This is a genomic window from Roseibium sp. FZY0029, from assembly GCF_036350355.1.
Classification (GTDB): domain Bacteria; phylum Pseudomonadota; class Alphaproteobacteria; order Rhizobiales; family Stappiaceae; genus Roseibium.
Genome location: NZ_JAZDVZ010000002.1, coordinates 249,518 through 275,300, shown reverse-complemented (window position 1 = coordinate 275,300; position 25,783 = coordinate 249,518). Strand labels below are relative to the sequence as shown.

Below are 25,783 nucleotides of genomic sequence, written 5' to 3'. Positions count from 1 at the left end.
ACTTCGATGAAATTCATTTTTGGTGCTGCATGACACCCTTGTCCTATCTGAAAGCCCCGTTCTGGGTTCTGGGTCTCGCCGGAACCGACAAGTCACCGCGCAAGAACCCGCTGCTGGGCAGCGAGCGGCTGAATACCTGGGGGCTGCACAAGAAACGGGTGAAACTTGCCGCTGATCTGGCCGCGCACCGACGCGCGAAGCTGGCACATCTGGTGGACCGGGAGCAGCAGGCTTTCTTCGATGAGAATGGCTATTTCCTGGTCAAGGACTTCCTGCCGGAGGACACGTTCCGCCAGCTCAAGGAAGAGGTGTTCAACCAGCCGTTCGAATCGCGGGAGATGCGCCAGGGACAGGCGGTAACGCGGATGACCCTACTGCCGCCGGACGTGCTGCGCAGAAACGCGGCGCTGGCTGCGACCGTACGCGACCCGCGCGCGATCAACATGATCCGCTATGCCGCCTCACAGGGAGGGCAGCCGCTCAACTTCATTCAGACAGTTCTTGTCGAACCGCTGAAGGTGAAGAAAAAGGACCCGCAGTCCGATGCGCACGCCGACACGTTCCACGCAACGTCCAAGGCCTGGCTGTTCCTGCAGGATGTCGGCGAGGAGAATGGACCATTCTTCTTTGTGCCGGGCTCGCACAAACTCACCAAGGAGCGGCTGGAATGGGAGTATGAGTGCTCCCTGAGCGCAGCCAAGGACCTGAGATCCCATCATGCCAGCGGTTCGTTCCGCATAAAGGCGGATGAGCTTGCCTCTCTGGGCCTGCCGCAACCGAAGAAGATGGCGGTGCCGGAAAACACGCTGATCGTGGCTGATACCTTCGCCTTCCATGGCCGCACGCCGTCCGACAAGCCGACGATCCGCTCGGAAATCCACTGGCACATGCGCCGCAACCCATTCCTGCCGTGGACAGGCGGCGACATCAAGGCACTGCCGGGTCTCAAGGATCGCGGTATGCCGGTCTTGATGGATCTCGCCGATGTTGCGGAAAAGACCCTGAAACAGCGTAACGTTTGGCGCAAGGTGGGCGAAGTCATGGTCCGTTCACAGCCGCATGTGTGAGGGCTGAGGTATCTTCTGATTTCTTTGTTTCAGAGATCCGATAGTCAATTGTTCCCGTCCAACCTCATCCTGAGGAGGACCGGAAGGTCCGTCTCGAAGGATGGGCCACTTGCTCAGGAGTGTGCCGCCCATCCTTCGAGACAGCGCTTTAGCGCTTCCTCAGGATGAGGGGGAAATTGGGGGCTGTCGGAATGAACCTGGCTGGTTGTAACCGTCAGCTCTTCGGTGTCCAGAGGATCCGCTGGAGCTGGGCGTCGAACAGGTCGTTTTCGGCCGGCAAGCGGTCGAACGGGCCGTCGTAGCCCGGGATTGCGTAGACCAGTTCCACGTTCGGATGGCCGTCGGAATGGCAGATTGCCATGCCACGCCACAGGTTCTGACCGACGCGGCAATCGGCACGCGAGGAGCCGATTTCGGAAAAGGTCATGCCGATCCGCTCGCCGTTCGGGCCTTGAAGGTGGTGGGTCACACCGTGGACGGTGCGGATCTTGCCGTTCTGGCCCTTGAAAACCTGCAACACCTGAAACCCGTCGCTGTTGAAAGCCGCGAGTGCCCATTCGGTGGAATTTTCGTTGGCTGTCTGAATGCCTTCGGTGGTGAAGCCGGGCAGGGCGGCCTCGATGGCCTTCTGGCCGTATTGGGTCTCACCGGTAATGCCGCCGACATGATCTTCCGAGATCTGGACCAGGGTGATGTCGGAGGTTCGTACCAACCGCCCGGATGTACCGTCCAGATCTGACGTCGGGGCGCAGGCCGCTCCTGTAAGTGCGAAAAGGCAGGCAAGACCGATGGCAGTTAGACGCATAATGATACTCGGGCTGAGGTGTCTGCGCCGAAGCGCGCAGAAGCGATACGGGATTTACCAAGTAACGTCTTGTTTGCAAAGAGAGCGATGACCCCTGTGGACAGTTTCCGGATTGTCCGGGAAAGTGCCGCAAGGGCTTCAAGGCCTTTGTTTTGTCGCCTGTCAGGTTTCGTCCCGGTTGATCCATTTGGGCGCGGAAGGCGGTGCATAATTCTCGAACTGGCGGATCATATCCAGCGGAGAACTGGCGATCTGCACCATGTCGCGCATCACCTGTTTGGTGAAACCCTGCTGGGTCTGGTGGTTGAGGAAGGTGATCAGGTGATCGTAATAGCCTTCGGCGTTGAGAAAACCGCAGGGCTTCTTGTGATAGCCGAGCTGCCCCCAGGTCCAGACTTCGAAAATCTCTTCCAGCGTGCCAACGCCGCCAGGAAGCGCAATGAAGGCGTCGGAGAGATCGGCCATCATCGCCTTGCGTTCATGCATTGAATCGACAAGGTGCAGCTCGCTCAAGCCTTCATGGCCGATTTCCTTGTCCTGCAGGGATCGGGGCAGCACGCCGATCACCTTGCCCCCGGAAGCAAGTGCGGCATCGGCAACCGTGCCCATCAGGCCAACCTTGGCGCCGCCATAGACAAGCGTATAGCCCTGTTCGGCGATGACGCGTCCCGTATCACGTGCAACATCTGCATATGCCTCGAGCGCGCCATAGCTGGAGCCGCAAAAGACGCAAATGGATTTCATGTCTGTTCTCCGGTTGCTGACGCGGAAGGGGATGTCATCAGGGTAACGTGTTCGCGGTCAGTTCCAAGGCACGCGGAGGTTTCCTTCCGCGTGCCCATTGCGAGGCTTAGTCTTTGGCCAGTTCGTCAAGGACGCGGGCCCAGGAACGGATGCCCTTGTGGAAGCTGGTCAGATTGTATTTTTCGTTCGGCGAGTGAATCTGGTCGTCTTCCAGACCAAAGCCGATCAGCAGGGAATCCATGCCCAGCCTGCGCTTGAAGTCACCCACGATCGGGATCGATCCGCCCATTCCGGTCAGCGCGACATCCTTGCCCCATTCGGCCTTGAGGGCTTTCTTGCCTTTTTCCAGAGCCGGCATCGCAAAGTCGAGCCGTAACGCAGGGCTGCCGTCCTTGGCGATGAAATCCACCGTGCAGTCCGCCGGGACTTTCGAGCGCACATAGGCGCGGAACGCTTCCTGGATCTTGTCCGGATCCTGATCGCCAACAAGACGGAAGGTGAATTTGGCATGAGCTTCGGACGGGATCACGGTTTTGGAGCCGGCTCCCTGGTAACCGCCCCACATGCCGTTCACTTCAACGGTCGGGCGGGTCCACAGGTGCTCAAGCGGCATGCGGTCCTTTTCGCCGCGCGGATATTTCAGGCCGACGTCGCCGAGGAATTCCTCGACCGAGAAACCGAGCTCGCCCCACATCCTGGTGACTTCTTCCGGCATATCGATGACACCGTCGTAGAACCCGGGCAGGGTCACCTTGCCGTTTTCGTCGTGCAGACCGGCAATGATCGAGGCGACGATGTGGTTCGGGTTTTGAGCCGAACCGCCATAGGAGCCAGAGTGCAGGTCACGGCTGGCCGCCTTGACGATGACCTCGTCCCCGACCATGCCACGCAGCATGATGGAGATTGCGGGCGTTTCCGCGTCCCACATGCCGGTGTCGCACACAAGTGCGAGGTCGCAGGTCAGTTCGTCCTTGTTGGCATCAAGGAAGGGATGAAGGGACGGCGAACCGGATTCTTCCTCACCTTCGAACAGGATCGTCACGTCGAGCGGCAGGTCGCCGGTTTCTTCCAGATAGGCGCGCGCTGCTTCGACAAAGGTCATCAACTGGCCCTTGTCGTCGGCGGACCCACGGGCAACGATGATCTTGCTGCCGTCCGGCTTTGTTTCGATGGCCGGGTCAAACGGGTCGCGCTTCCACAGGTTCAGCGGATCGACTGGCTGAACGTCGTAGTGGCCGTAAAACAGCACGTGCGGGCCCGGCTTGCCCGACTTGCGGTGGCCGACAACCATCGGATGGCCGGTCGTGTCGCGCACGGAGGCTTCAAAGCCGATGTCGTTCAGTTCTTTCGCCAGCCATTCTGCAGCCTCGCGGCAGGGGGCCTTGAAGGCCGGATCGGTGGAGATGCTCTTGATCTTGAGGAGGTCGAACAGACGGTCGAGGCTATTGTCGAGATTGGCATCGATGCGCGCCAAGACCTTGTCGATGGAACTCATAACGGATCCTTGAATTTTTGTACAAATAGGAGCTGAGGCCCGATGGACTCAGGCAATGTGAGAAGGTCCTAACAGGCCATATCGGCGCGCCGAGCGCAATTGCTTATTGCCGAAGCCGAAGCCTGTCGCAGCGTGCCGGACGCGGAAGCGTCAGGCGGCCTGCGTCTCTTCCTTATCGCTGGCAGGGCGGCTGTCTCCGGCTGCCTGTCCATCCTGAAGTCCCTTGTCGCGGGACAGATAGACGGTCGACGACGGATAGGCGATTTCCGAGCCGTTTGTTTCGACAATCTCCCTTATGCCGAACAGCAGTTCTTCCTGAATTTCGAGGAAGTCGGCCATGTTGGAGGCCTGCACATAGGCATAGACGTCGACCGTAACGGCATAGTCGTCGAAGCTGATCAGACGGACGCGCAGCGGATCTTCGACCACCTTTTCATGCGCCTGAAGGTAATCATGGATCGCAGCCAGAATGCGCTTCAGGGCTTCCTGGCTGGTTTCGTAGCGCAAGCCGAGCTTGTGGCGGAAATGAAACTGGTCGCGGTAGCTGTAGTTGATGATTTTCCGTTTGGCGAGGTCGGCATTGGCAACGGTGATGAGCGTTCGGTCAAGCGCCCTGATGCGGGTGGAACGGATGCCGATGGATTCCACCGTGCCGGCCAGATCGTCGAACTGGCAGAACTCGCCAACGCGCACCATCCGGTCGGCATAAAGAATGATCCCGCCGATCAGGTTTTCAATCGTCGGCTGGGCGGCAAGGGCAATGGCGAGGCCGCCGACACCGAGACCTGCGATGACGCCGTAGATCGGAATGCCGATCTGGGTTGCGCCATAACCCAGCACGATCAGCGCAATGCCAAGGGAGAAGACGCGGAAACCCGTGCGCAGAAGACTGACATCGAGACCGTCCCTGGCAGCGCCGGAGCTGCTGGAAAACCAGACGTAGAAGAGCTGCAGGATCTGGTAAACCATCCAGGACGTGGCCGACCAGATGATGGCCGTGCTCGCCGTGCCGATGGCCACAAGAGGCGTGCCGGTGATGTTGATCTGGTCTTCGCACAGATAACGGAAAAGGCTTGCTCCAAGAATCACGAGGATCGGATTGAGGATCGCATGCACGATACGGGTGCCTTCATGCACCGACACCGCGCGCATTCTGCGCCAGCGGACGTAATAGCCGAGCACAATTGCATAAACGGCAAACAGGCCGATGAGGGCGAGCCATTGCCAATAGGCCTGATCGGCAAAGTGCTTATGCAGGAAATCGGGCCCGGCTTCGATCACATCATACCAGAGCGGTGCGACCAGGTTGCCAGGGGTGTAGATGTAATATTCGAAGAGGTCTTCCCCCCTGTCGGCCTTGATGGGCAGCACCCGGACAACGGCATAGTCTTCGGGAATGCGTTCGACGGAGGATTTCGAAAACAGATACTGGCCGTGCCGTTCTCCAGTGTCCTGTCGTATCAGTGTGATGCTGGTGCCGGGGATCGTCCAGTGGTCGGGCAGGCTGGACTGATCGCCGGTCCTGATGAAGCTGCCGGCGGGCGAGCCGGGAATGTCTTCAAAAAGAGGCGCCGGTATCCTGTCCAGGATCTCCTGAAGCTGCAGCGCGATCTCGACGCTGGCATTTTCGCGCGAGGTTACGGGGATGTCGCTCAGGTCGAAGGTTTGCGCTGCCTTCGACAGGAGCGCCTCGACCAGAACCAGTGTTTCCTGTTCTTCGTCCGACAGAAACAGCCGGTTGCTGTTGTCATAGCTGTCCCGGACAGACATCCAGAGCGTGTTCACTTCGTTCATGATGTAGACGAAGCTTTCCAGTGTCGCACGCGGGCTGGACGTGTCCGGAGGCGAGATCGGGTTGTCGCGCAGGTATTCACGTGCCTGTGCAATCCGTTCCTGATCCAGCTTTCCCACGCGCTCCTGGCTCACCACAGCCGCCGCGTCGGGTGTCTGTGCCCAGGCCCCTGAAGCCCCGGTGATCACAGCGGTTATAAGTGACAGCAGAAACAGCAGATGCAGCAGCGGCGTGACAGGGCGCTGATGCAAACGCTCGGCTTTCACGTTCGGTTGTGGCCGGATTACTCGGTCTTGCATGATGCCCCATCTACCCGTTGTTGCGCCTACAGCCATAACGGGAAGGGGTAACCATCCTGTTACCCGGGGGAAAATTATATCATCCGTACTATTTGCGATCCGGTTTGGTGTCATCGCTCGCTGTCAGGACGACTTCTACCCGAGCTGGTCCGATGGCATCTTCAAGCCGGGCCGAGAGCAGGTCGCGGAACTCGTCTATTTCCTCGGCAAGAACCGGTTTCTTCGGATCGAGATAGACAGCAACCCAGTGCATGCGACCGGCCTGGAGAACGGCGGCTCGGTGAAGACGGTAGCCTTTCTCGCGGGCGAGGGTCCGGGCCGCACGGGCGACCTTGGCATAGGTTCCGCTTGGCGCGCTGACACCGGCAAGATCGGCCAGTGTCGTGCGGAACGTCGAAAGCGGCTGCCAGATGATTGCAAGGATCAGCACCAGAACGATCACCGCATCTCCGATCGGCACGTAAGGGCCCAGAATCGTGCCTTCCAGATAGGGCAGGGACAGCAGTGCAGCCCCCGAACCCACGCTGAGCGCGCCGTCAATGAGCGCGGCGCGGGCTTCTGTCCTCAGGATCGCGCTGCGCCGGCCGGTGTTTCTGTAGGCACGGTGAAAATTGGCTGCAAGGCCAAGGCAGATGCTGACGATGACAACCGCGTAAACCGCAATCGGCCCGAACACCAGTTGCGGCACGACGCCACCGGAAAAGAAGGTCCAGATTTTCGAAATGGAGACGAAAGCTGCAAAGACCAGCACACCGATCAGGATCAGGCTGCGGAAGGTGACGTAGAGCACCTCGTCGAAATCATGCCCCCAGGGCCTGGAGCGTGTCGGCGGCAGGCCGACCCTTGCGCCTATGCGGGCGGCGGCAATGGCGGAAATGAAGTTGACTGCCGAATAAAGCCCGTCCACCAGCATGGCGTCGGACCTGGATGCCCAGGCGGTCAAGAGCCCGGCAGCAGCCATGAACAGGTTGGCCCATTTGCCGACGACAAGCGCCCTGCGCTCGATTGCCAGGTTCTGGGCCACACTTGCCGACATCGCTTGATCTAGTTGCCTCTTTTCAGGGACCCAAGCAAGCCGCGCACGAGCGCCCGTCCGAGTGAAGAGCCCAGGCTTCTCGCCGCTGATTTAAGCCCTGCCTCCAGAACCGTGTCACGCTGGCCACGGCGGTTGCTGCGCCGCTCCCGGCTTTCCTGACGCGGTCTGTCATCGCGTCCGAAGTCGGGAAGCTGGAAGCCGGAGCGGGAGCGGCGGGGCTCGCCATGCTTTTGGGCGTAGCTGTCTTCCTTTTCCCGCCGCCGCTCTTCCTGTCGCTGGGCCTCTTGCGCACGGCCCATCAGGACCTCGTAGGCGGACGTGCGGTCGCGGGTGCGCTCGTATGTGCCGAAGACCGGGCTGGACTGTATCAGCGCGCGTCGTTCAGCCTGGGTAACCGGACCGAGCCGGGAACAGGGAGGGCGGATCAGCGTGCGCTGAACAACCGACGGAATGCCTTTGCCTTCCAGGGTAGAGACCAGGGCTTCGCCGACACCAAGCTCGGTGATCACCCGTTCGGTGTTGAGGTCCGGGTTTGGGCGGAAGGTTTCGGCAGCCGCCCGTACGGCCTTCTGGTCGCGTGGGGTGAAGGCGCGCAGGGCATGCTGGATACGGTTGCCAAGCTGGGAAAGCACCGTCTCCGGTACGTCCAGGGGGTTCTGGGTGACGAAATAGACACCGACACCCTTGGAGCGGATCAGCCGGACAACCTGTTCCACCTTTTCTATCAATGCCTTGGGCGCATCGGAGAAGAGAAGATGGGCTTCATCGAAGAAGAACACCAGTTTCGGTTTTTCAGGATCACCGACTTCCGGCAGTTCCTCGAAGAGTTCCGACAGCATCCAGAGCAGAAACACGCCGTAGAGGCGGGGAGCGGACATGAGTTTGTCCGCTGCAAGAATATTGACGACGCCGCGTCCGTCCGGCGCTGTGCGGATGAAGTCACGGATGTCCAGTGCCGGTTCCCCGAAGAAGTGTTCACCCCCCTGGCGCTCCAGCACCAGAAGGCGGCGCTGGATGGCGCCGACGGAGGCCTTGGAGACGTTGCCGTAGATGGTCGACAGTTCAGACGCCCGCTCTGCCACATGGGACAGCATGGCCCGGAGGTCTTTCAGGTCCAGTAGAAGCAGGCCTTCATCGTCTGCCAATTCGAACAGGACGTTCAGAACGCCTTCCTGGGTATCGTTGAGTTCCAGCAGGCGAGCAAGCAGCAGCGGACCGATTTCCGAAACGGTGGTGCGGATCGGGTGCCCCTGCTCGCCGAGAAGGTCCCAGAACACCGCGGGAAAGGCTTCGTAGCTGTATTCGTCAGCTATCCCGACATCGCTGGCGCGTTTTTCCAGAAAATCCTTTGAGACGCCAGAGGTGGCTAGGCCCGACAGGTCGCCCTTGATATCGGCGCAGAAGACAGGAACTCCGGCCTTTGAAAAGCCTTCGGCGAGGATCTGAAGCGACACCGTCTTGCCCGTGCCAGTGGCTCCGGCAATCAGGCCGTGGCGGTTGGCGAGCTTGAGTGTGAGGGTTTCTTCCCTGGTGCTGGACCCAATGAAAATACTGTCTTTCGCCGTCACGTTTATCCCCCGAATCCCTGCATCTTGCCGCAGCCTAGTGCCTTTCGCGACGAGATTGAAATATTCTGTTGCCAGGGGAAGCTGCGCAAGAGCGCAGGGTGGATGCGGCATAGTCAAGCAGAACGGGAATTGACCATCGACGCGGGCACCTTCCGGCTTGTATAGAGAAGCCAAACAAGCGCCTGATGACTTGGCGCCAGATATTTGATCAGGAGATTTTCATGGAAGAGCTCATCAACCGGATCATGGCGGCTGCCGGCATTGAAGAAGATGTCGCAAAGAACGCTATCGGCATCATTCTGGGCTTCCTGAACAAGGAAGGTCCGGAAGACAAGATGGAGCTCATCTTCGATGCTTTGCCGGGGGCCAAAGAACTGGTGGAAGAGCGGGCCGCAGCACGTTCCGGCGGCGGCTTTCTGAGTGGCCTTGGAAGCATGATGGGCGGCGGCATGGGCGCCATGGCCGCGCTGAATGAGTTGACCAATGCAGGCCTTGATATGGATGGCGTGCAAAGTGTTGTCAAAGAACTCGTTTCCTATGCTAAGGAAAAAGCCGGGGACGATGTTGTGAACGAAGTGGTTTCACAAATTCCGGGACTGAGCCAGATCGTTTGACTGTCCCAAGGTTCGGTTGCCGGTTGATTAGGGAGTTCTGAGCGCATGTCTTATTCCATCGATGAAATCGAAGGTATCGGCTCGACCTATGCCGCAAAGCTTGGTGAAGTCGGCATCAAGACTACGGAAGCCTATCTGGAACGTGCGAAGGACCCGAAAGGTCGCAAGGCACTTGAAGAAGCAACCGGCATCGACGGCAAGCGCATTCTCAAGTGGGCCAACATGGCGGATCTGATGCGCATTAGCGGTGTCGGCGAGGAATATTCCGAACTTCTGGAAGCAGCCGGTGTCGACACGGTGAAGGAACTGAAACATCGCAATGCCGCCAATCTTGCGGAAAAGATGCAGGAAGTGAACGAGGCCAAGAAGCTCGTTCGCCAGGTGCCGAGCGAAAGCCAGGTCTCGAAATGGGTCGAGCAGGCCAAGGAATTGCCGCCGATGTTGACCTACTGAGGTCGGCAAACCGAATTATGAGACAACAAAAAGGCGTGCGATCAGCGCGCCTTTTCCTTTTGGCAGTCGGGCCCGTTGAAGTTGGCGGGCAAGTCGCGCTCTGGACGCAGGCTCAACCGACGGACTGATTGTCGGGTTGTGTACCAAGGCAAAAAAAAGGCGCACCGAAGTACGCCTGTTGTCAGCTATGAAAAGCTTTAGTCTCAGAAAGCGTCGTCAGACGCTGATCTGGCCGTAACGAAGTGCTTCGACCACCGTGTGGGTCTTGTTCGAAGCGTTCAACTTGACGCTGGCGTTCTGCAGATGAGCGTGGACGGTCCGCTGCGAGATGTCGAGCACGTCTGCGATTTCGCCGGCTGTCTTGCCGTAGGCGGTCAGTTCCAGAACCCTGCGTTCCCGGGTCGACAAGGCGCCCGGCCGCTGTCCGGAAATCACACCAAGTTCGCGCAGGCGCGAGAAGGCGGCGGCTGCGAGAGCTTCCAGGTTCGACAGATCGTATTTGTTGACCTGAAGAGCCGGGCCGCTCGCGAAGACGAAGGCCTGGAAGGGATAAAGCTCCGTCACGGGGATGACGAGGACCTGGCTTCCTTCCCCGGCAGATGCCAGAAGGTCGGAATGCTCCATGTCTCCGGCGGAGATTGTCCAGACGCGGGCCCGGTTGGAGCCAAGGCCAAGCATAAGGGCGCTGTCATTTGCAGAAAGCGAGGTGCTTTCAATTCCGTCATTGCGTTGATCGGGCCACCGGAACCTTTGAACGAGGTTGTCGATCGGACGGTTCGGCATAGGCAAGCCTGTTATCAGGATATGCGTCGCCCCCATGCGGCGAAGGTTCGATTCCAGGATATCGAGTACATGATGGGCGGCATTTGCTTCCGAGATTGCTCTCAGCTTGCTCTTCAATTCCGTTTGATCAAGCATTGTGCACATCCTTTGCGGCTTGGATTGCCGCTTCTTTGCGGGTGTCCGAACGTGTACCGGATCAGCCGCTGATGGGTGATAACCGTGAACCGCCAAACCTATGCAGGTGAGTGTCAGATCCCGGTGCCGCGCATTTGTTATGAGGGTAGAAATTCCCATGCGTCAGCAGCTATACGCTACAATACAATTGATGATGGTACCAATAGGGAAAACTGGCAAAATTAGCTTATTCCGCCAAAAAATTGACAAGTTACCGCCTAGAAGAAGTCAAAAAGTCTTTCGGCGAAGTGTTTAACGTCTTCGTAAGCGTAGATTGAAAAACGTATTTCGTAGAGAAATTTATTTTTTATACGTCTAATTAATTCTACCGGTGATTCGCAATTCGAAGTTGTTTCGGGTTCAACTTGCCCGGCTATTGTGGTCCTCAAAACCTTACCCATTCTGCTGAGTTGCCAAGCTTCGGGGCCAGGGACTAAAACGGGGCCAGGGAGTAAGTGCCATGCCGAACAGCTTTACCGGACCTGAGAGTTTCTATTCTGCCGATGCGGATGCCTGGTGGGCTGCCGTCGACAAGGCCCTGAAAGGCGGTCCCCGGCAGAAGCTCTATGGAAAGACCGAAGACGGATTGGACATCGCTCCGCTTTATGAGCGGAGAACTGACAGTCCCGCCCGTGCGCTCAGGGCCTCCGCCAGTGACTGGTCCGTGGTTCAGCGGGTCGACATTCCGGATCCTGCTGCGGCAAATGCGCAAATTCTGGAAGACCTGGAGGGCGGCGCCAGTGGTCTTGATCTGATTTTCCGGGGTGCGGCCGCTGCCTATGGGAATGGCATCCGGGTTGACGACCTTTCCGGTCTCGATCGGCTGCTCGATGGCGTCGAACTCGATCTTATCGATGTGCGCTTCGAAGCCGGACGGGAAAACGTCGAGGTGTTTGCTTCCATTCTGGCGCTACTTGAAAAGCGCAAGGTGGACCCCGCAAGCGTTCGCCTGACGGCCGGGTTCGATACCTGTGGCTGGGTGGCGGCCAAGGGTGTCGCGCTGGCCGATATGGAAAACGCCTACAGACATTTCCGCGATATGGTTGTGTCGGCGCATGACTTCGGCAGCCCGGCGCGGATCCTGAAGGCCGATGGCCGCATCTGGCATGAAGCAGGCGCAACGCCCGCACAGGAACTTGCCCTGGCGCTGGCATCCGCAACAGCGCATTTGCGTTTGCTGGAGGGCACAAGGCTGGCGCCTGAGCAATGGGCCGACAGGATTTCCTTCAGCCTGATTGCCGAAGCCGATCAGATCGGAACGATTGCCAAGGCCCGCGCCATCCGCGCGCTCTGGGCGTCTGTTCTGGATGGGGCAGGGTTGTCGCAGGCCAGCACGCCGCTGCATATGTCGACTTCCTACAGAATGCTGACGCGCCGGGACCCTTGGGTCAATCTGCTGCGCAACACGGTGGCAACCTTTGCGGCCGGTGTCGGCGGGGCAGACAGTATCTGCGTCTTGCCGCATACACTGGCCGTCGGGCTTCCCGACGGGTTTGCCCGCAGGCTTGCGCGCAATACGCAGACGATCCTTCTGGAGGAAAGCAACCTTGCCAGGGTGATCGATCCGGCGGCAGGTTCGGGTGCGATCGAAGACCGGACGGACACTGTTTGCGAGGCCGCCTGGGGACTGTTTCAGGAAATCGAAGCAGCCGGCGGGTTGTTCGAGGCCGTGCGCACCGGACTGGTGCACGAGCGGATCGGCGCCGCCAGAGCCAGCCTTGCAAAGACCATTGCCACCAGGAAACGTCCGATCACCGGTGTGAGCGAGTTTCCGGATCTTGCGGAAAAGAAAGTCGCTGTGCTGAAGTCGAGCGAAGAGAACCTTGCCGGCGTGAGCGGGCCGCGCGACGACCTCCCGGAGCCTGGCGATGGAGAACGCTTTACCGCTCTTCGCAAGCTTGCCCTTGAGGGCGCGCCGTTGAATGAACTGGGTATGCGCCTTGACCTTCTGCCACGCGACTATTCTCTTCCGAAACTGGAGACGGCGCGGATTGCGGAACCTTTCGAGCAGTTGCGCGCCAGGGCCGAAGCATTCGAGAAAGCCGCTTCGAGGTCTCCTTCCGTGTTTCTGGCCTCTCTGGGCAGCCTTGCCCAGTTTTCCGCCCGGGCCACCTGGACAGCCAACGCTTTTGCTGCCGGCGGGGTGACGTCCGTTGGGCCCTCTGTCTATGCCACGCTCGACGACCTTGTCGCCGACTTCCGCAAGAGCGGTGCGGTGCTGGCCTGCCTGGTGTCTTCCGACGATGTCTACGAGGCGCAAGCTGAAGAGGCAGCCCAAGCCCTGAAAACAGCGGGCGCTGCGTATCTTTACCTTGCAGGTCGCCCGGGAGAGCGGGAAGATGCCTATCGGAAGGCCGGTGTGAATGCCTTCGTCTTTGCCGGTTGTGATCTGCTGGCCCTTTTGAAGGATGCGTTCGACCGGCTGGAGACCCGCGAAGGGGCCGAGCTGACAGATCTGGAGGTCCAATCATGAGCAGGATCCCGAATTTCGCCGACAAGCCGTTCCGGAAAATCGTCAAGGCCGCCGACGCCGGCACTCAGGAAAGCTGGCAGACGCCGGAAGACATCCTGGTGCCGCCGGTCTATGGCGCGCAGGATCTGGAAGGTCTGAAGCACCTGGACACCTGGCCGGGTCTGCCGCCGTTCCTGCGCGGTCCTTACCCGACGATGTATGTCCAGCAACCCTGGACCGTGCGCCAGTACGCCGGATTTTCGACGGCAGAGGATTCCAACGCCTTCTACCGGCGTAACCTTGCCGCCGGTCAGAAGGGCCTGTCGGTCGCCTTCGACCTTGCCACCCACCGGGGATACGACAGCGATCATCCGCGTGTTTCCGGCGATGTCGGCATGGCAGGTGTGGCGATCGATTCCATCTATGACATGCGCACGCTCTTTTCCGGCATTCCGCTGGACAAGATGAGCGTCTCCATGACCATGAACGGCGCGGTGCTGCCGGTGCTGGCGCTTTACATCGTGGCTGCGGAAGAGCAGGGCGTTGACCAGAAGGATCTGTCGGGCACCATTCAGAACGACATTCTGAAGGAGTTCATGGTCCGCAACACCTATATCTATCCACCCAAGCACTCCATGCGGATCATCTCGGACATCTTCAAGTATACGTCCCAGAACATGCCGCGCTTCAATTCGATCTCCATTTCCGGCTACCACATGCAGGAAGCAGGGGCGACGGCGGATCTGGAGCTGGCCTATACGATTGCCGACGGCATCGAATATGCCCGTGCCGGTGTCGCCGCCGGCATGGACATCGACCAGTTCGCACCGCGGCTGTCCTTCTTCTGGGCCATCGGCATGAACTTTTTCATGGAAGTGGCCAAGCTGCGCGCCGCGCGCCTGATCTGGGCGACTCTGATGGAAGAGAACTTCCAGCCGAAAAACCCGAAATCCCTGTCGCTGCGCACCCATTCGCAGACCTCCGGCTGGTCACTGACGGCGCAGGATGTCTTCAACAACGTCATCCGTACCTGCGTGGAGGCCATGGCGGCAACGCAGGGCCATACCCAGTCGCTGCACACGAATGCGCTGGACGAGGCGCTGGCCCTGCCGACCGACTTCTCCGCCCGGATTGCCCGCAACACGCAGCTGTTTCTGCAGCAGGAAAGCGGCACGACGCAGGTGATCGATCCCTGGGGTGGGTCCTATTATGTCGAGAAGCTGACGGCAGACCTTGCCGAGAAAGCCATGGCGCACATCCGTGAAGTGGAAGAACTCGGCGGTATGGCGAAAGCCATCGAAAAGGGTATTCCGAAGCTGCGCATCGAGGAAGCAGCCGCCAAGACCCAGGCGCGGATCGACAGCGGTGCGCAGACGGTGGTCGGCGTCAACAAGTTCAAGCCGGAAAGCGAGCAGGCGATCGACGTTCTGAAGGTCGATAACGCTCAGGTGCGCGCGGCCCAGATCGACAAGCTCAAGCGGCTGCGCGAAGAACGCAATGAAGCGGAGACCCAAGCCGCTCTGGAAGCCTTGACGCAATGTGCGGCCTTCGGCGAGGGCAATCTGCTTGATCTGTCGGTCAAGGCCGCACGGGCAATGGCGACCGTGGGCGAAATCTCGCTGGCGATGGAAAAGGTGTTCGACCGACACAAGGCCGAAATCAAGTCAATTGCCGGGGTCTACAAACGGGAGGCCGGGGCCATGTCCGGGACCATCGAAAAAGTCCAGAAGCTGGTGGAAGCCTTCGAGGAAAACGATGGCCGTCGGCCGCGTATCCTTGTGGCCAAGATGGGCCAGGACGGTCACGACCGCGGCCAGAAGGTGATTGCCTCCGCATTTGCCGATCTCGGTTTCGACGTCGATATCGGGCCGCTGTTCCAGACCCCGGAAGAAGCTGCCCGACAGGCCGTTGAAAACGATGTTCATGTGGTTGGCGTGTCGTCGCTGGCAGCAGGACACCTGACGCTGGTGCCAGCGCTGAGGCGGGCGCTGGCCGAGGAAGGCCGGGAAGACATCATGATTGTCGTTGGCGGGGTCGTGCCGCCACAGGATTATGATGAACTCTACAAGTCCGGCGCGGCTGCGATCTTCCCCCCGGGCACGGTGATTGCGGAAGCGGCTATCGGTCTGATCGGCAAGCTGAACGAACAGCTCGGCTACGGGTCCGCTGAAGCGGCGGAATAAACCCAAGCTGAAATGGCCGTGGGAGCGGGGAGGTGCTGCATGAGTGAGACATTGACCGGCGGCTGCCTGTGCGAGGCCGTGCGCTACAGGTGTGAGGCGGCGCCCAAGCTGACCGTTCACTGCTACTGCACGGATTGCCGGAAACTGAGTGGTACCGGGCATTCGACCCATACGGTTTTCGACGAAGATGCCTTTGTCCTGACCGGCGAGGTTACCGAATACGTGAAGACCGCTGACAGCGGTCGTAGCATCAACCGGCGTTTCTGCCCGGTCTGTGGAAGCCCAGTGTTCCACACGCGTACCGGTATGGAAGGTCTGGTCGTTATTCGCACATCGACTCTGGACACCCCGGAAGCGGTCAAGCCGACGCGGGCAATCTATGTCTCGCGCGCAGTGTCGTGGGATCCTGTCGACACCAGCCTGCAATGCCATGAGGAAATGGCACCGCAGCCGCCTCAAGGCTGACGATGTGGGTCAGTTTTCCTCTGTGCCGGAGAACTCATGGAGCGGGACAGGCGTTTCCAGATACATGCCGAACAGATATGGCCCCATACGCCAGTGGATTTCCGTAAAGACGCGGGTGAGGTCCTTGCCGTCGTCGATCAGGATACGGTCCGGCACCGGCAGATCCGGATCCTGGATGACAATGCCGATGTCGCCATTTTCGAGGTCGTATAGGGTGCATTCGCTTAACAGCGTATAGTCGAGATTGAGTAGCTTGCCGGACCGCAGCCTCGCTCTTGTTGCAGGCACCGGCCTGCCTTCAAGGGGATAACTCGATCGCGTCATGGCTGAAGTCTGCTCGCTTGTTCGAACCTGTTGAAATTACCGATGACGTTTTAGGCAGGGAAGCTTGCGCAGGACTGGAAGGAGCAGCCGTTTTGAAGATGCTTTCGCCGGCATCGCAGATGTCTGGCCCTGCACAGAGGAGTCGACCGCACGCGGCCTGTCATGATGAAGGACACCCTCCAAGCTTGGGCGAAGCGGATCAAACGCGATCTCCATGCCCTTTATCTGGCTGGCCGCGACCCGAGGGTGCCCTGGTATGTGAAGCTACTGGTGGTGGCGACCGCCGCATACGCTCTCTCGCCCATTGACCTGATACCGGACTTCATTCCTGTGATCGGCTATCTGGACGATGTGCTGCTCGTTCCGCTTGGCATCTATCTGGCGGTGAAGCTCATCCCGCCTCAGGTGATGGAGGAATGCCGGGACGAAGCTGACAGAAGACAGGACAGGCCGCCTGTCAGCCGAACGGCGGCTGGACTGGTCCTGTTGGTCTGGGCAGGTGTAGCCCTGTTGGTGACGGTTTGGATCTGGCGGCTTTTTGCGGCCTAACCGTCCGACGTTTTGTCGGGCTCGTAAATCAGGATGTCGCCAGGCTGACAGTCCAGGACTTCGCAGATCTTTTCCAGGGTTTCGAAGCGGACGCCCTTTACCTTGCCGGACTTGAGCAGCGAAACATTCTGCTCGGTAATGCCGATCCGTTCGGCCAGCTCCTTGGACCGCATCTTTCTGCGGGCGAGCATTACGTCCAGTTCGATGATGATGGGCATGATGGGATCCCCGGCGCTGTCGCTAACTTGTTTTTCGATTTTCTTCTGTGAGCTGGACAGCCTTTCCGCATGATCGGTGTGAGCCAGTCATGAATGTCCGGAGAATCATCCCTGATATTTCACAGCCCGCTTGCGCTCCGTCAACAATCCATTGTACCTGCGGCGCTTTTCGAGCTGTGAATGGTGCCCCGCAGGAAGGCCCGACACCGCCTTTGTAACTGCTCATCCCTGGTCCTTCTTGGTTCGCCTCAAATGAACTGCTGGTTTTCATCCGCAATGAGGGCTGCTTCGCGCAGGATCCAACCGAACAGAAGCATCAATGCTCCAAGGACGAAAAAGAAGATCTCTCCGCCGTCCAGACTGACGTTGACGGTTCGCTGACTCGGAGGGAAATCATAGGTCAGGATGACGGAACCGATCGGATCGCTGATCAGGTCGAAGACCGCAAACACAATGAGCCAGATGCCGAAGGAAAACACGTTTGCCAGGGTCTTCGGCGAAAAGAATTCCATCTGCTGAAACCGCTTGAAGACCTGGCGGATATTCCAGCCGACTGCCAACACCAATCCTAAGGCTATTGCCGCCAGGACCGAAATGCCGATGCGCTGCGCCTGTGGAATGTCCCCCAGCGCGCGTTCCGTGTCGGCAACATCGAAGGTTTCTTCCGCGCCGATCATCAGGTCGCTCGGCAAGGCGATGCCGATCGTGATGACCACGCCCAGCACCACAAGAAGCAGCAGGATGATGGTAACGGCCCATTTCATGAACGCGGACACACGCCTGATCCGCGTCAGCCGTTTTTCCCGTTCCGCCCATTCAAGTTCGCTCATCGCTCGCTCCGCATCGTGTCATTGCGGCGTCGTATCTAGTCCATTTGCCCTCCGAACACAAATTCAAAACATTGCTATTGACAAAAAAATTATTGCATTCATTTTTTAAATTATCGTTTTACAATAATTTTTCAAATTTGTGAGGCGATGAAATTGTCCTACATGAAGTGAGATCACTGATGGTAAGTTCCTTTGCCAATTATGTTTTTCGTGCGCCTCCGGCTCTCGGGCGCCGCCGCTCCCTGCGGCATGCCGGGGTGATCCGGCGCATCCTGCGGAGCCACTGGTTGTTGGAGCCGCTGGTGCTTTGCGCGGTTCTGGGTGTGCTTGTCGTCGGGGCGAGCGCCGCCGATCTGGATACCTATGAGACACCCCTTTATGCACCAGCGCCGCAATCACTCTGGGCCGGGCCTTATCTCGGTTTTGAAGGAGGAGTTTCTCAGACGGTAACCCAGCTCAAGTCGGGTGGCCGGTCAAAGGACTTCTCAAGGGTCGACGCAGCCTTTGGCCTCTTCGGCGGCTACAACTGGGAAGTCTCGCGCTTCGTCCTGGGTGTCGAAGGCGGAGCGGCTTATCTCGGGGCGCGTGAAAAGGGCACCCATCCGACGCTTGGCGCTATCGAGACCGGATCCAAATGGACAGTCAATGCCAAGGCCCGGGTGGGGATGCCCATCAACAACGTGATGCCTTATCTCAGCCTTGGTATTGCTGCGACGGAACATAGCCTGAAAGCCAACGGAACAGAGAGAAACTCCGTTTCCGTAGGTCCGGTACTCGGCGGCGGTGTGGAAGTTGCCTTCACCGATGCGTGGCACCTGCGCGCGGACTATTCATTGACCGGCATTCTGGATGAGACGGCCAGATTCGGCGGCACGAAAGTGGACCAGAAGGCCGGAAACCACCGGCTCATGATTGGCCTGTCCCGCTCCTTCTGATCTGCTTTCAAAGAAACCCGCCGACCCCAACGGATCGGCGGCGCGAGACGGCTGTACCTATCCCACCCGGTGCAGCCGTTTCGTATTTCTTCAAAGCCGTGCCGTTCTGAAAAAGAGACGCCTTTCTCTTCAGCATTGGCGACCGGTGAGGAGAGGGCTCGTCAGCCGAGCGTCGCAAGTCCCGTCAGATCGACCAGAACCGCCTTGGGCGAAAGGTCCGGGTATTCGTCCGGCATGCCCATGCGGTTCATCCACACCGTGCGGAACCCGAATGCGGTCGCCCCGGCGATGTCCCAGCGGTTGGACGACTGGAAGGAGACCTCTTCCGGATAGATCCTGAAATGGGTTGTGACCATTTCATAGACCTGCGGATCGGTCTTGAAGGTTCGAAGGTCGTCGACGGAGAAGATCTCGTCAAAAAGCTCCGTCAGACCTGCGGCCTTGGCGGCTGCTTCCAGCATGGCCGGAGACCCGTTTGACAGGATAGCGATCTTCGCGCCGGTCGCCTTCAGGTTGGTCAGAACCTGAGGCACTTCAGGGTAGCAATCAAGTTCCCAATAAGCGCTGAGGAGATCCTCACGCAGGGACTTGTCTGCGGAGGGCACCAGGGCAAACGCGGTGTCCAGGCCCTGCTGGGTGAGTTCCCAGAAGTCCAGGTATTTTCCCATCAGGGCACGAACCCAGGAATACTCAAGCTGTTTTTCCCGCCAGAGCGAGGACAATCTCTGGGCATCAGGGCCAAGTTTTTCCGCGTGTTTGCGAACGGCGGCATGCACGTCGAACAAGGTTCCATACGCATCGAACACGTAAGCAGCATGCGCCATCTTCAAGACCTCCAAGTCCTTTTACGAAACCGCGGAAGAGAACAGCTTGCGGGCTCCTGCGTCAAGCGCGGCTATCTGCAACTAAGGACGCAGGCACGACTTTTCCCGCTATTGTCACCTGTCATTGGACGGGAGGCAGAGTGATCGCCCCGTTTTCTTCCACAGGCCAGAACGGATTATAGGCAATCTCGAGCAAGTGGCCGCCGGGCACTTCCACATAGGAAGAATATCCGCCCCAGAAGGCTTTCTGGGGTTCCTTGACCGGCCTTGCACCTGCGGCCAGTGCTTTCAGAAAGCTTTCGTCCACTTCGGCTTCGGACCTGCCATTCCAGGCGAGGGTGATCGCGCCGGTGGGGCTGTCGGTCACGGGGCGTCCGATTTCCTCTTCCAGCGAGGCACGGCCGTAAAGGGCGAATACGCTTCCGGTAACCTGGAAGAACACCACGTCGAGACCCGGTGAAGAATGGACCTGCCACCCCAGACCGTCTTCGAAGAAGTGACGTGTTTCGGCGACGTCTTCAACTACGAGTGTCGTGACGGAAATACGCTGTTCCATCCTGCTCTCCCCAGATTGCGAAGGAACATATAGAGAACCGTGTGTGAAAAGAGTCAATGGCCCGGATGCCGATCCAGCGGGCTTGGACCGGCGCCGCCAGTTTGGATCGCGCCTTGTCATTGCGCTGAAGGGATAGGAAAAAATTTATTGATGGATGTTCGATTTTGGTGATTTCTATTCCGATTACATCGGATTTAGCGAATAAAGACAGCAACTTTTCGGATTTTCCCGGCAAGCTATTGACCTGCTGAGACGGTGGGTGTTGTTTCGGCTGACGACCTGCACAACCGCAGCGCTGAAAAGGGAAGAGACATGAGCGGATGGAGTGACACCTGGACCTGGATCGACGGGACTTGGCACGAGGGCAATCCACCGATCATGGGCCCGCGCACGCACGCTTCCTGGCTCGGTTCCAGCGTTTTCGACGGCGCCCGCTTCTTCGAAGGCGTGATGCCGGACATTGATCTCCACTGCAAACGCGTCAATGACAGTGCTGTCGCGCTGGGCATGAAGCCCACCATGCAGGTGGGGGAAATGGTCGAACTGACCAAGGAAGGCTGTGCGAAGTTTGGCGGCGACCAGCAGGTCTACGTCAAGCCGATGTATTGGGTCGAGAGCGACGGTCCCGGTGTGATCGTGGGGGATCCCGACAGCACGCGATTCTGCCTGTGCCTGTTCGATGCTCCGATGGCAGCCAAGGATGCGGCCATGAGTATTACGTTGTCGCCGTTCCGTCGTCCGACGGTCGAATGCATGCCCGTCAACGCGAAGGCCGGTTGCCTTTATCCCAACAACGCCAGGGCGATGCTTGAGGCCAAGGGGCGAGGCTTCGACAATGCGGTTGTTCGTGACATGCTTGGCAATGTTGCGGAGCTGACGTCGGCCAATATTTTCATGGCCAAGGAAGGCAAGGTACATACGCCGGTTCCGAACGGCACTTTCCTGAATGGCATTACCCGCCAGCGCGTGATCCAGTTGCTGCGGTCGGTGGGCTATGATGTGTTCGAGCGCACCATGGACTATGGCGAGTTCCTGGAAGCGGACGAGATCTTCTCAACTGGAAACTATAGCAAGGTGACGCCGATCAAGCGGATCGAGGATCGTGACCTGCAGCCGGGCCCGATTGCGGCCCGTGCAAGAGAGCTCTACTGGGAATTCTCTCACGCCTGAACGGGAAGCGTCATCTGACAACCAGCGCCGCGGCAACCACAAGAGCCGCGGCGGCGGCCAGAGAGGATGCGGTAAAGGATCCGGTCAGATGGTGCATCTGACCTGCGACCCACGGGCCGGCCATCTGTCCGACACCAAAACTAGCGGTCAGAACCGCCAGCATTTGCCGGATTGCCGCCGGACCATCCCCACTGACTTCTCGCCGCGCTTCCATGAGGCCCAGGGCTGTAATGCCCATGAAGGTTGCGCCAAGAAGCGCAGCGCCCAGCAGGAAAAGCGCGGGCTCGGTGCTGATGGCCGTCAGGGCCACACCGGCCGCTTCCAGAATACACGCGAGCGCAAAACCCTTTCGGGTTCCGAGCCGCAACGCGATCCTGTTCCAGACGTAAACCGAAGGCGCGGCGGATAGGCCAACCGTCAGCCAGACGTATGCTTCAGTGGACTGCAGCGCAGGGTTGGCACGCGCGATCGTGTTGATGAAGGTTGCGGTGATGACGTAGCCGAAACCGAACAGGCCATAGGCCAGTATCAGACGGATGCGGCTGGCAGAGCCAAATGGGGACGACGGGGCCCCGGCCGGTGAGGTCTGCGCCGGCGCCGGGCCAGGCTGGGACACCGACCCGGCCGGCACCAGAAACGCGGCCACCAACAGAAAGCAAAGGGTTGCCGCGCCGCTAGCCAGCCAGAGCATGCGCCAATCCGCGCCAAAATGAGCAAGGAAAGCCACCAGGAGGGCGGAAAAGGCAATGCCGCAGCCGACGCCGGCGAAGTGGAGCGCGCTCAACCCGCCGTGCCCGGCGGCTGTCAGTCTTTCCAGGATAAGGCTGGTGGAAAAGACCAGCGCAAAGGCACTTGCAACGCCGCTGGCAAAGCGGATCAGCAGAAACAGCGGAAGAGCGGTGGTCAGTGCCATGGCAGCACTGGTGAGAGCGCTGGCGAGCAACCCACCCAGAAACCACATGCGAGGATTGCCGGGCAGGGATCTGGAGGCGCCGGCAAGCGCCCCAACCAGATACCCCAGAAAGTTGGCCGACGCGATCAAGCCTGCATCGTCGGGTGGCATCGACAGGCCCGAGGTCATGAAGGGCAGGATCGGGGTATAGACGAACCGACCGATCCCCATTGCAGCGGCAAGGGACAGCAGGCCGCCGAAAGCCAATGCGACGGGAGGGCGTGATGTGGCAGACATGGGTTCCGATGGTAAGGCGACAGATGACGGACAGGGGGAGGCTGACAGGTCGTTGTGGCTATCTTGCACGAATAAACCGGATTGTCATTTGCAAGAAGGTTTCCCCGGAGGGGGTAGGCTGGTGAGGGTTGGTGGCGGGTGCCGCTGTTCAGAGCGGTCCAGGAAAGACAAAAGCCCCGCAATGCGTCCATTGCAGGGCTTTTTGCTACAGAAAGAGGCTCAGTTGCCTGTGCGAACCGGCTGGACCACAGGAGCGACGAGGCGGGTGTTGGTGTGCTTTGCCTTGCGCAGGGCGTTGGTGCGCATGGTCTTGGCCTTGTAGCCGGGAATCTGGGTCATGCTGGCCTTATGGACACCGTCACAGTGATCCAGACTATCGCCGTAGCAACTGTTCGGATAACCGCTGGTCTTTTCGTTACACCACGAAATCCAGTTGTTGTAGCATTCTCCGAGATTACTTCCGTCACTGGGGGCGGCCTGAGACGAGATAGTGGTTGCAAGTAGGATGCTTCCAGAAACAAGAAGCGCAATTGCGTAAGTATTATTGAATTTCATAACTTTCTCCGAAATAAATTTTTCGTTACTGACTACGGAGGTCAATGTATTTCTGAAAAATTGAAATACACGTGCTGAAAATCACATAATTCTATTTTTGAAAATGAGTGCTCTCAATCTGATAATTGATGCAACCATTGAGGCTCGAAAGCGTTCCAACTGCGGGAAATGTCAATGGCAGACCGTGCGCTCGAAAATAAAAAGAAAAAATTTCTTTATTTTGGGGTTCCACGCTTGCCGTGTCGGCCCAGCAATCCTATTTTGCCGCTCGACGCGGTCATTCGGGCATCACATGAAGATGCGTGAATGTTGCCGCCCGTCACCGACCTTTTGAGGAGTTTGTCATGTCTTTCGAATTGCCTGACCTGCCGTACGCATATGACGCGCTGGCCCCTTACATGTCTGCTGAAACGCTCGAGTTTCACCACGACAAGCACCACCAGGCTTATGTCACCAAAGGCAACGAGCTGCTCGCCGGCAGCGGCCTGGAAGGCAAGTCGCTGGAAGAGATCGTCAAGGAAAGCTACGGCAAGAACGCTCCGCTGTTCAACAACGCCGGTCAGCATTACAATCACATCCATTTCTGGAAATGGATGAAGAAAGATGGCGGCGGCAGCTCCCTTCCGGGCGCACTTGCTTCTGCAATCGATAGCGATCTCGGAGGTTTCGACAAGTTCCGTTCCGATTTCATCGCAGCAGGCGTTGGCCAGTTCGGTTCCGGTTGGGCATGGCTCGCTGTGAAGAACGGCAAGCTGGAAATCATGAAGACGCCGAACGGTGAAAATCCGCTCGTTCATGGTGCCGCGCCGATCCTCGGCTGCGACGTGTGGGAACACTCCTATTACATCGACTATCGCAACGCGCGTCCGAAATATCTGGAAGCTTTCATCGACAGCATGGTCAACTGGGACTACGTGCTGGAAATGTACGAAGCTGCCACGAAATAATTCGGCATATATCCCGTTTTACGAAACCCCGGCCTGGAAAGGCCGGGGTTTTTTGTTTGGTTGTTTCGTCAGCGTTGACGCTGTGTTCACCGCTGAGGGGGCACTTCACGCGACCGTGATTTCAGGACCGGGCGGTAGATGGGCTGTACTCATCCTTGTGAATCATTGCCCATGGCAGTTTCCACGAGAGGGAGAGAACGATGCGAATGATCAAATCCGCTGTTGTACTGGGTCTGGCGGCCGGGATCGGCTTTGCCGGAACCATCGCTCAGGCATCTGACGATCCGATCGCAACCCGTCAGGCCATCATGTCGTCCGTCGGCGCAGCCGCCGGCCTTGGCGGCGGTCTGATGAAAGGGGAGATTGCCTATTCGCCCGCGGCCGGAAAGGCTGCTATCGCGACCATGCGTGCTGCATCGCTGTCATTTGGCGATTTTTTCCCGGCAGGGTCCGATCAGGGCAACACCGGCGCGGCAGCAGCCATCTGGGAAAATCCGGACGGGTTCTCTGCCGAACTGGCAAAGTTTGCGGAAGCCACCGCAAAAGCCTCTGAAGCTTCGGGCAAAGACGGTCCGGCGGATGTGGAAGCCTTCAAGGCTGCGATGGGACCCGTATTCGGCTCTTGCAAATCGTGCCACGAAACTTACCGTAAGAAGAACTGATCGGCTGAATTCAGGAGCTTTCTGTGCCCTGGTGCCACCAGGCAGGCTCCAGCTTGTGAGACAGATCAGCGGCGCTTCGTCCTTTGCGGGATGAGGACCGCTGTTTTGTCGTTCCGGTGCAGGCGAAAACCAGGGAGGCTCCATGAAAAAGGCTGTCATCGTCCTCGTCGTGCTTGGCGTTATTGCGGCTGCCGCAGCCTGGTTTCTGTCCGCGCCGACCAAGTTGAGCCAGGCCCAGCTTGCCGCCTTTGCGCCTGGAGACGCCGCACAAGGAGAGCTTGTCTTCTGGGCGGGGGGGTGCACGTCCTGTCATGCTGCCAAGGACGCCGAAGGAGACGATAAGTTGAAACTCGGCGGCGGCTTGCGCCTTGAAACGCCGTTCGGCGTGTTTGTCGCACCAAATATCTCTTCCAGCACGGCGGACGGCATCGGCGCCTGGTCGCTTGAAGATTTCGCCAATGCCATGACCCATGGCACGTCGCCGGACGGGCAGAACTACTATCCGGCTTTTCCCTACACGTCCTATGCCCGCATGTCCGGTGCAGACGTCGGCAACCTCTATGCCTTCCTGAAAACACTTCCGTCGGTCGACGGCAAGGCGCCCCCGCACGAACTCGGCTTTCCGTTCAATATCCGCCGGGGCCTCGGCCTGTGGAAACGGCTGTTCCTTGACCCGGCGCCGGTCATAGCCGCGCCTGCGGCCGGGAATGACGTCGACACCGCGCTTTGGGAACGTGGCCGGTATCTGGTGGAAGGGCCGGGCCATTGCGGCGAATGCCACACGGCTCGCAATCTTGCCGGCGGTCTGGAGCTTGCCAAGTGGCTCGGGGGGGCTCCTGCGCCTACGGGGGATGGCCGCATTCCCAACATTACTCCGGTCGAAGGGGGCTTCGGCAGCTGGAGCGCCGCCGACATTGCCTACTATCTGGAAAGCGGCTTTACGCCGGAATACGATTCCGTGGGTGGTGAAATGGTGCATGTCCAGGAAAACATGGCCAAACTTCCCGCGAGCGATCGTGAGGCGATTGCCACCTATCTGAAAGCCATCCCGGCCGTTGCTCAGGCGGCCAACTGACGTCATTTAACGGACCATC

27 protein-coding genes are annotated in these 25,783 nt (G+C 58.9%); 13 read left to right on the top strand and 14 right to left on the bottom strand.

Annotated elements, in window-relative coordinates:
• Window positions 1–29: 29 nt before the first annotated feature.
• Window positions 30–1,067 (top strand): phytanoyl-CoA dioxygenase family protein, encoded by a 1,038-nt coding sequence (locus tag V1T76_RS05810; RefSeq protein WP_330559655.1) that lies wholly within the window; start codon window positions 30–32, stop codon window positions 1,065–1,067.
• A 214-nt stretch (window positions 1,068–1,281) separates the two neighbouring features.
• Here the strand turns inward: V1T76_RS05810 and V1T76_RS05805 are convergent, their stop codons facing one another.
• From V1T76_RS05805 to V1T76_RS05780, 6 genes are all read right to left on the bottom strand, one after another.
• Window positions 1,282–1,872, bottom strand: a complete 591-nt coding sequence (locus tag V1T76_RS05805) for a DUF1131 family protein (protein WP_330559654.1) — start codon at window positions 1,870–1,872, stop codon at window positions 1,282–1,284.
• Window positions 1,873–2,034: 162 nt separating this feature from the next.
• Window positions 2,035–2,616 carry a TIGR00730 family Rossman fold protein gene (locus V1T76_RS05800; protein WP_330559653.1) on the bottom strand — a complete coding sequence of 194 codons (582 nt, stop codon included), beginning with the start codon at window positions 2,614–2,616 and terminating at the stop codon, window positions 2,035–2,037.
• Between the two features lie 106 nt (window positions 2,617–2,722).
• Window positions 2,723–4,111, bottom strand: a complete 1,389-nt coding sequence (locus V1T76_RS05795; RefSeq protein WP_330559652.1) for a dipeptidase — start codon at window positions 4,109–4,111, stop codon at window positions 2,723–2,725.
• 150 nt (window positions 4,112–4,261) lie between these two features.
• Window positions 4,262–6,202 (bottom strand): mechanosensitive ion channel family protein, encoded by a 1,941-nt coding sequence (locus tag V1T76_RS05790; protein ID WP_330559651.1) that lies wholly within the window; start codon window positions 6,200–6,202, stop codon window positions 4,262–4,264.
• Window positions 6,203–6,290: 88 nt separating this feature from the next.
• Window positions 6,291–7,238, bottom strand: coding sequence for a cation transporter (locus V1T76_RS05785; RefSeq protein WP_330559650.1), 948 nt, complete (start codon window positions 7,236–7,238; stop codon window positions 6,291–6,293).
• 8 nt (window positions 7,239–7,246) lie between these two features.
• On the bottom strand, window positions 7,247–8,806 hold the full coding sequence (locus V1T76_RS05780; protein ID WP_330559649.1) for a helicase HerA-like domain-containing protein: 1,560 nt from the start codon (window positions 8,804–8,806) through the stop codon (window positions 7,247–7,249).
• Window positions 8,807–9,027: 221 nt separating this feature from the next.
• Here V1T76_RS05780 and V1T76_RS05775 point away from each other — a divergent pair, with 221 nt between their 5' ends.
• Complete coding sequence (locus V1T76_RS05775) at window positions 9,028–9,420, top strand: DUF2780 domain-containing protein (protein WP_330559648.1); 393 nt, start codon at window positions 9,028–9,030, stop codon at window positions 9,418–9,420.
• A 45-nt stretch (window positions 9,421–9,465) separates the two neighbouring features.
• Entirely contained in the window at window positions 9,466–9,873 is a 408-nt protein-coding gene (locus tag V1T76_RS05770; RefSeq protein WP_330559647.1) for a DUF4332 domain-containing protein, read from the top strand.
• A gap of 216 nt (window positions 9,874–10,089) precedes the next feature.
• Here V1T76_RS05770 and V1T76_RS05765 read toward each other — a convergent pair whose 3' ends face one another.
• Window positions 10,090–10,791: a helix-turn-helix domain-containing protein gene (locus tag V1T76_RS05765; RefSeq protein WP_148586438.1), complete on the bottom strand. Its 702-nt coding sequence runs from the start codon at window positions 10,789–10,791 to the stop codon at window positions 10,090–10,092.
• 499 nt (window positions 10,792–11,290) lie between these two features.
• Between V1T76_RS05765 and V1T76_RS05760 the strand changes: the two genes are divergently transcribed.
• Genes V1T76_RS05760 through V1T76_RS05750 form a run of 3 tightly spaced genes read left to right on the top strand, consistent with a single transcriptional unit; the run spans window position 11,291 to window position 15,930 of the window.
• A complete protein-coding gene (locus V1T76_RS05760; protein ID WP_330559646.1) occupies window positions 11,291–13,303 on the top strand; it encodes a methylmalonyl-CoA mutase family protein in 2,013 nt (670 codons plus the stop codon).
• Complete coding sequence (scpA, locus tag V1T76_RS05755; protein WP_330559645.1) at window positions 13,300–15,465, top strand: methylmalonyl-CoA mutase; 2,166 nt, start codon at window positions 13,300–13,302, stop codon at window positions 15,463–15,465. Before V1T76_RS05760 ends, scpA begins: the two co-directional genes overlap by 4 nt.
• A 39-nt stretch (window positions 15,466–15,504) precedes the next feature.
• Window positions 15,505–15,930 carry a GFA family protein gene (locus tag V1T76_RS05750; RefSeq protein ID WP_330559644.1) on the top strand — a complete coding sequence of 142 codons (426 nt, stop codon included), beginning with the start codon at window positions 15,505–15,507 and terminating at the stop codon, window positions 15,928–15,930.
• A gap of 9 nt (window positions 15,931–15,939) precedes the next feature.
• Here the strand turns inward: V1T76_RS05750 and V1T76_RS05745 are convergent, their stop codons facing one another.
• Window positions 15,940–16,254 carry a hypothetical protein gene (locus V1T76_RS05745; RefSeq protein WP_330559643.1) on the bottom strand — a complete coding sequence of 105 codons (315 nt, stop codon included), beginning with the start codon at window positions 16,252–16,254 and terminating at the stop codon, window positions 15,940–15,942.
• Window positions 16,255–16,419: 165 nt separating this feature from the next.
• On the opposite strand from V1T76_RS05745, the gene V1T76_RS05740 reads away from it, so the two are divergent.
• Window positions 16,420–16,803, top strand: coding sequence for a YkvA family protein (locus tag V1T76_RS05740; RefSeq protein WP_330560222.1), 384 nt, complete (start codon window positions 16,420–16,422; stop codon window positions 16,801–16,803).
• On the opposite strand, the gene V1T76_RS05735 is transcribed toward V1T76_RS05740, so the two are convergent.
• The gene (locus V1T76_RS05735; RefSeq protein WP_330559642.1) at window positions 16,800–17,021 is read right to left on the bottom strand and encodes a helix-turn-helix domain-containing protein; all 222 of its coding nucleotides are present in this window, start codon (window positions 17,019–17,021) and stop codon (window positions 16,800–16,802) included. The two genes, V1T76_RS05740 and V1T76_RS05735, sit on opposite strands and share 4 nt — an antisense overlap.
• Window positions 17,022–17,269: 248 nt before the next feature.
• Complete coding sequence (locus V1T76_RS05730) at window positions 17,270–17,851, bottom strand: DUF2975 domain-containing protein (protein ID WP_330559641.1); 582 nt, start codon at window positions 17,849–17,851, stop codon at window positions 17,270–17,272.
• Between the two features lie 179 nt (window positions 17,852–18,030).
• On the opposite strand from V1T76_RS05730, the gene V1T76_RS05725 reads away from it, so the two are divergent.
• Window positions 18,031–18,786: an outer membrane protein gene (locus V1T76_RS05725; RefSeq protein WP_330559640.1), complete on the top strand. Its 756-nt coding sequence runs from the start codon at window positions 18,031–18,033 to the stop codon at window positions 18,784–18,786.
• A 161-nt stretch (window positions 18,787–18,947) separates the two neighbouring features.
• On the opposite strand, the gene V1T76_RS05720 is transcribed toward V1T76_RS05725, so the two are convergent.
• Both V1T76_RS05720 and V1T76_RS05715 read right to left on the bottom strand, forming a co-directional pair.
• Window positions 18,948–19,610, bottom strand: a complete 663-nt coding sequence (locus V1T76_RS05720) for a haloacid dehalogenase type II (RefSeq protein WP_040441287.1) — start codon at window positions 19,608–19,610, stop codon at window positions 18,948–18,950.
• Window positions 19,611–19,731: 121 nt separating this feature from the next.
• On the bottom strand, window positions 19,732–20,166 hold the full coding sequence (locus V1T76_RS05715; protein ID WP_330559639.1) for a VOC family protein: 435 nt from the start codon (window positions 20,164–20,166) through the stop codon (window positions 19,732–19,734).
• 312 nt (window positions 20,167–20,478) lie between these two features.
• On the opposite strand from V1T76_RS05715, the gene V1T76_RS05710 reads away from it, so the two are divergent.
• Entirely contained in the window at window positions 20,479–21,336 is an 858-nt protein-coding gene (locus V1T76_RS05710) for a branched-chain amino acid aminotransferase (RefSeq protein WP_330559638.1), read from the top strand.
• A 10-nt stretch (window positions 21,337–21,346) separates the two neighbouring features.
• Here V1T76_RS05710 and V1T76_RS05705 read toward each other — a convergent pair whose 3' ends face one another.
• Both V1T76_RS05705 and V1T76_RS05700 read right to left on the bottom strand, forming a co-directional pair.
• Window positions 21,347–22,525: a YbfB/YjiJ family MFS transporter gene (locus V1T76_RS05705; protein WP_330559637.1), complete on the bottom strand. Its 1,179-nt coding sequence runs from the start codon at window positions 22,523–22,525 to the stop codon at window positions 21,347–21,349.
• 219 nt (window positions 22,526–22,744) lie between these two features.
• The gene (locus V1T76_RS05700) at window positions 22,745–23,080 is read right to left on the bottom strand and encodes a hypothetical protein (RefSeq protein WP_330559636.1); all 336 of its coding nucleotides are present in this window, start codon (window positions 23,078–23,080) and stop codon (window positions 22,745–22,747) included.
• A 174-nt stretch (window positions 23,081–23,254) separates the two neighbouring features.
• Between V1T76_RS05700 and V1T76_RS05695 the strand changes: the two genes are divergently transcribed.
• The 4 genes from V1T76_RS05695 to V1T76_RS05680 all read left to right on the top strand — a co-directional run bounded on the left by V1T76_RS05695 (window position 23,255) and on the right by V1T76_RS05680 (window position 25,764).
• Window positions 23,255–23,386 carry a hypothetical protein gene (locus tag V1T76_RS05695; protein ID WP_330559635.1) on the top strand — a complete coding sequence of 44 codons (132 nt, stop codon included), beginning with the start codon at window positions 23,255–23,257 and terminating at the stop codon, window positions 23,384–23,386.
• A gap of 38 nt (window positions 23,387–23,424) precedes the next feature.
• On the top strand, window positions 23,425–24,027 hold the full coding sequence (locus tag V1T76_RS05690; RefSeq protein ID WP_330559634.1) for a superoxide dismutase: 603 nt from the start codon (window positions 23,425–23,427) through the stop codon (window positions 24,025–24,027).
• Window positions 24,028–24,227: 200 nt separating this feature from the next.
• Window positions 24,228–24,689, top strand: coding sequence for a c-type cytochrome (locus V1T76_RS05685; protein WP_442970088.1), 462 nt, complete (start codon window positions 24,228–24,230; stop codon window positions 24,687–24,689).
• A 142-nt stretch (window positions 24,690–24,831) separates the two neighbouring features.
• On the top strand, window positions 24,832–25,764 hold the full coding sequence (locus tag V1T76_RS05680) for a cytochrome c (RefSeq protein ID WP_330559633.1): 933 nt from the start codon (window positions 24,832–24,834) through the stop codon (window positions 25,762–25,764).
• Window positions 25,765–25,783: the final 19 nt, after the last annotated feature.

What these genes read in the sequence shown, in the direction of transcription:
- V1T76_RS05750 (WP_330559644.1), top strand. Translation starts at nt 15,505, where the DNA reads ATGAGTGAGACATTGACCGGCGGCTGCCTGTGCGAGGCCGTGCGCTAC.
- V1T76_RS05740 (WP_330560222.1), top strand. Translation starts at nt 16,420, where the DNA reads ATGAAGGACACCCTCCAAGCTTGGGCGAAGCGGATCAAACGCGATCTC.
- V1T76_RS05775 (WP_330559648.1), top strand. Translation starts at nt 9,028, where the DNA reads ATGGAAGAGCTCATCAACCGGATCATGGCGGCTGCCGGCATTGAAGAA.
- V1T76_RS05745 (WP_330559643.1), bottom strand. Translation starts at nt 16,254, where the DNA reads ATGACGCGATCGAGTTATCCCCTTGAAGGCAGGCCGGTGCCTGCAACA.
- V1T76_RS05730 (WP_330559641.1), bottom strand. Translation starts at nt 17,851, where the DNA reads ATGAGCGAACTTGAATGGGCGGAACGGGAAAAACGGCTGACGCGGATC.
- V1T76_RS05735 (WP_330559642.1), bottom strand. Translation starts at nt 17,021, where the DNA reads ATGCCCATCATCATCGAACTGGACGTAATGCTCGCCCGCAGAAAGATG.
- V1T76_RS05805 (WP_330559654.1), bottom strand. Translation starts at nt 1,872, where the DNA reads ATGCGTCTAACTGCCATCGGTCTTGCCTGCCTTTTCGCACTTACAGGA.
- V1T76_RS05785 (WP_330559650.1), bottom strand. Translation starts at nt 7,238, where the DNA reads ATGTCGGCAAGTGTGGCCCAGAACCTGGCAATCGAGCGCAGGGCGCTT.
- V1T76_RS05700 (WP_330559636.1), bottom strand. Translation starts at nt 23,080, where the DNA reads ATGAAATTCAATAATACTTACGCAATTGCGCTTCTTGTTTCTGGAAGC.
- V1T76_RS05760 (WP_330559646.1), top strand. Translation starts at nt 11,291, where the DNA reads ATGCCGAACAGCTTTACCGGACCTGAGAGTTTCTATTCTGCCGATGCG.
- V1T76_RS05705 (WP_330559637.1), bottom strand. Translation starts at nt 22,525, where the DNA reads ATGTCTGCCACATCACGCCCTCCCGTCGCATTGGCTTTCGGCGGCCTG.
- V1T76_RS05810 (WP_330559655.1), top strand. Translation starts at nt 30, where the DNA reads ATGACACCCTTGTCCTATCTGAAAGCCCCGTTCTGGGTTCTGGGTCTC.
- V1T76_RS05800 (WP_330559653.1), bottom strand. Translation starts at nt 2,616, where the DNA reads ATGAAATCCATTTGCGTCTTTTGCGGCTCCAGCTATGGCGCGCTCGAG.
- V1T76_RS05695 (WP_330559635.1), top strand. Translation starts at nt 23,255, where the DNA reads ATGGCAGACCGTGCGCTCGAAAATAAAAAGAAAAAATTTCTTTATTTT.
- V1T76_RS05720 (WP_040441287.1), bottom strand. Translation starts at nt 19,610, where the DNA reads ATGGCGCATGCTGCTTACGTGTTCGATGCGTATGGAACCTTGTTCGAC.
- V1T76_RS05725 (WP_330559640.1), top strand. Translation starts at nt 18,031, where the DNA reads ATGGTAAGTTCCTTTGCCAATTATGTTTTTCGTGCGCCTCCGGCTCTC.
- V1T76_RS05715 (WP_330559639.1), bottom strand. Translation starts at nt 20,166, where the DNA reads ATGGAACAGCGTATTTCCGTCACGACACTCGTAGTTGAAGACGTCGCC.
- V1T76_RS05790 (WP_330559651.1), bottom strand. Translation starts at nt 6,202, where the DNA reads ATGCAAGACCGAGTAATCCGGCCACAACCGAACGTGAAAGCCGAGCGT.
- V1T76_RS05690 (WP_330559634.1), top strand. Translation starts at nt 23,425, where the DNA reads ATGTCTTTCGAATTGCCTGACCTGCCGTACGCATATGACGCGCTGGCC.
- V1T76_RS05770 (WP_330559647.1), top strand. Translation starts at nt 9,466, where the DNA reads ATGTCTTATTCCATCGATGAAATCGAAGGTATCGGCTCGACCTATGCC.
- V1T76_RS05795 (WP_330559652.1), bottom strand. Translation starts at nt 4,111, where the DNA reads ATGAGTTCCATCGACAAGGTCTTGGCGCGCATCGATGCCAATCTCGAC.
- scpA (WP_330559645.1), top strand. Translation starts at nt 13,300, where the DNA reads ATGAGCAGGATCCCGAATTTCGCCGACAAGCCGTTCCGGAAAATCGTC.
- V1T76_RS05680 (WP_330559633.1), top strand. Translation starts at nt 24,832, where the DNA reads ATGAAAAAGGCTGTCATCGTCCTCGTCGTGCTTGGCGTTATTGCGGCT.
- V1T76_RS05710 (WP_330559638.1), top strand. Translation starts at nt 20,479, where the DNA reads ATGAGCGGATGGAGTGACACCTGGACCTGGATCGACGGGACTTGGCAC.
- V1T76_RS05765 (WP_148586438.1), bottom strand. Translation starts at nt 10,791, where the DNA reads ATGCTTGATCAAACGGAATTGAAGAGCAAGCTGAGAGCAATCTCGGAA.
- V1T76_RS05685 (WP_442970088.1), top strand. Translation starts at nt 24,228, where the DNA reads ATGCGAATGATCAAATCCGCTGTTGTACTGGGTCTGGCGGCCGGGATC.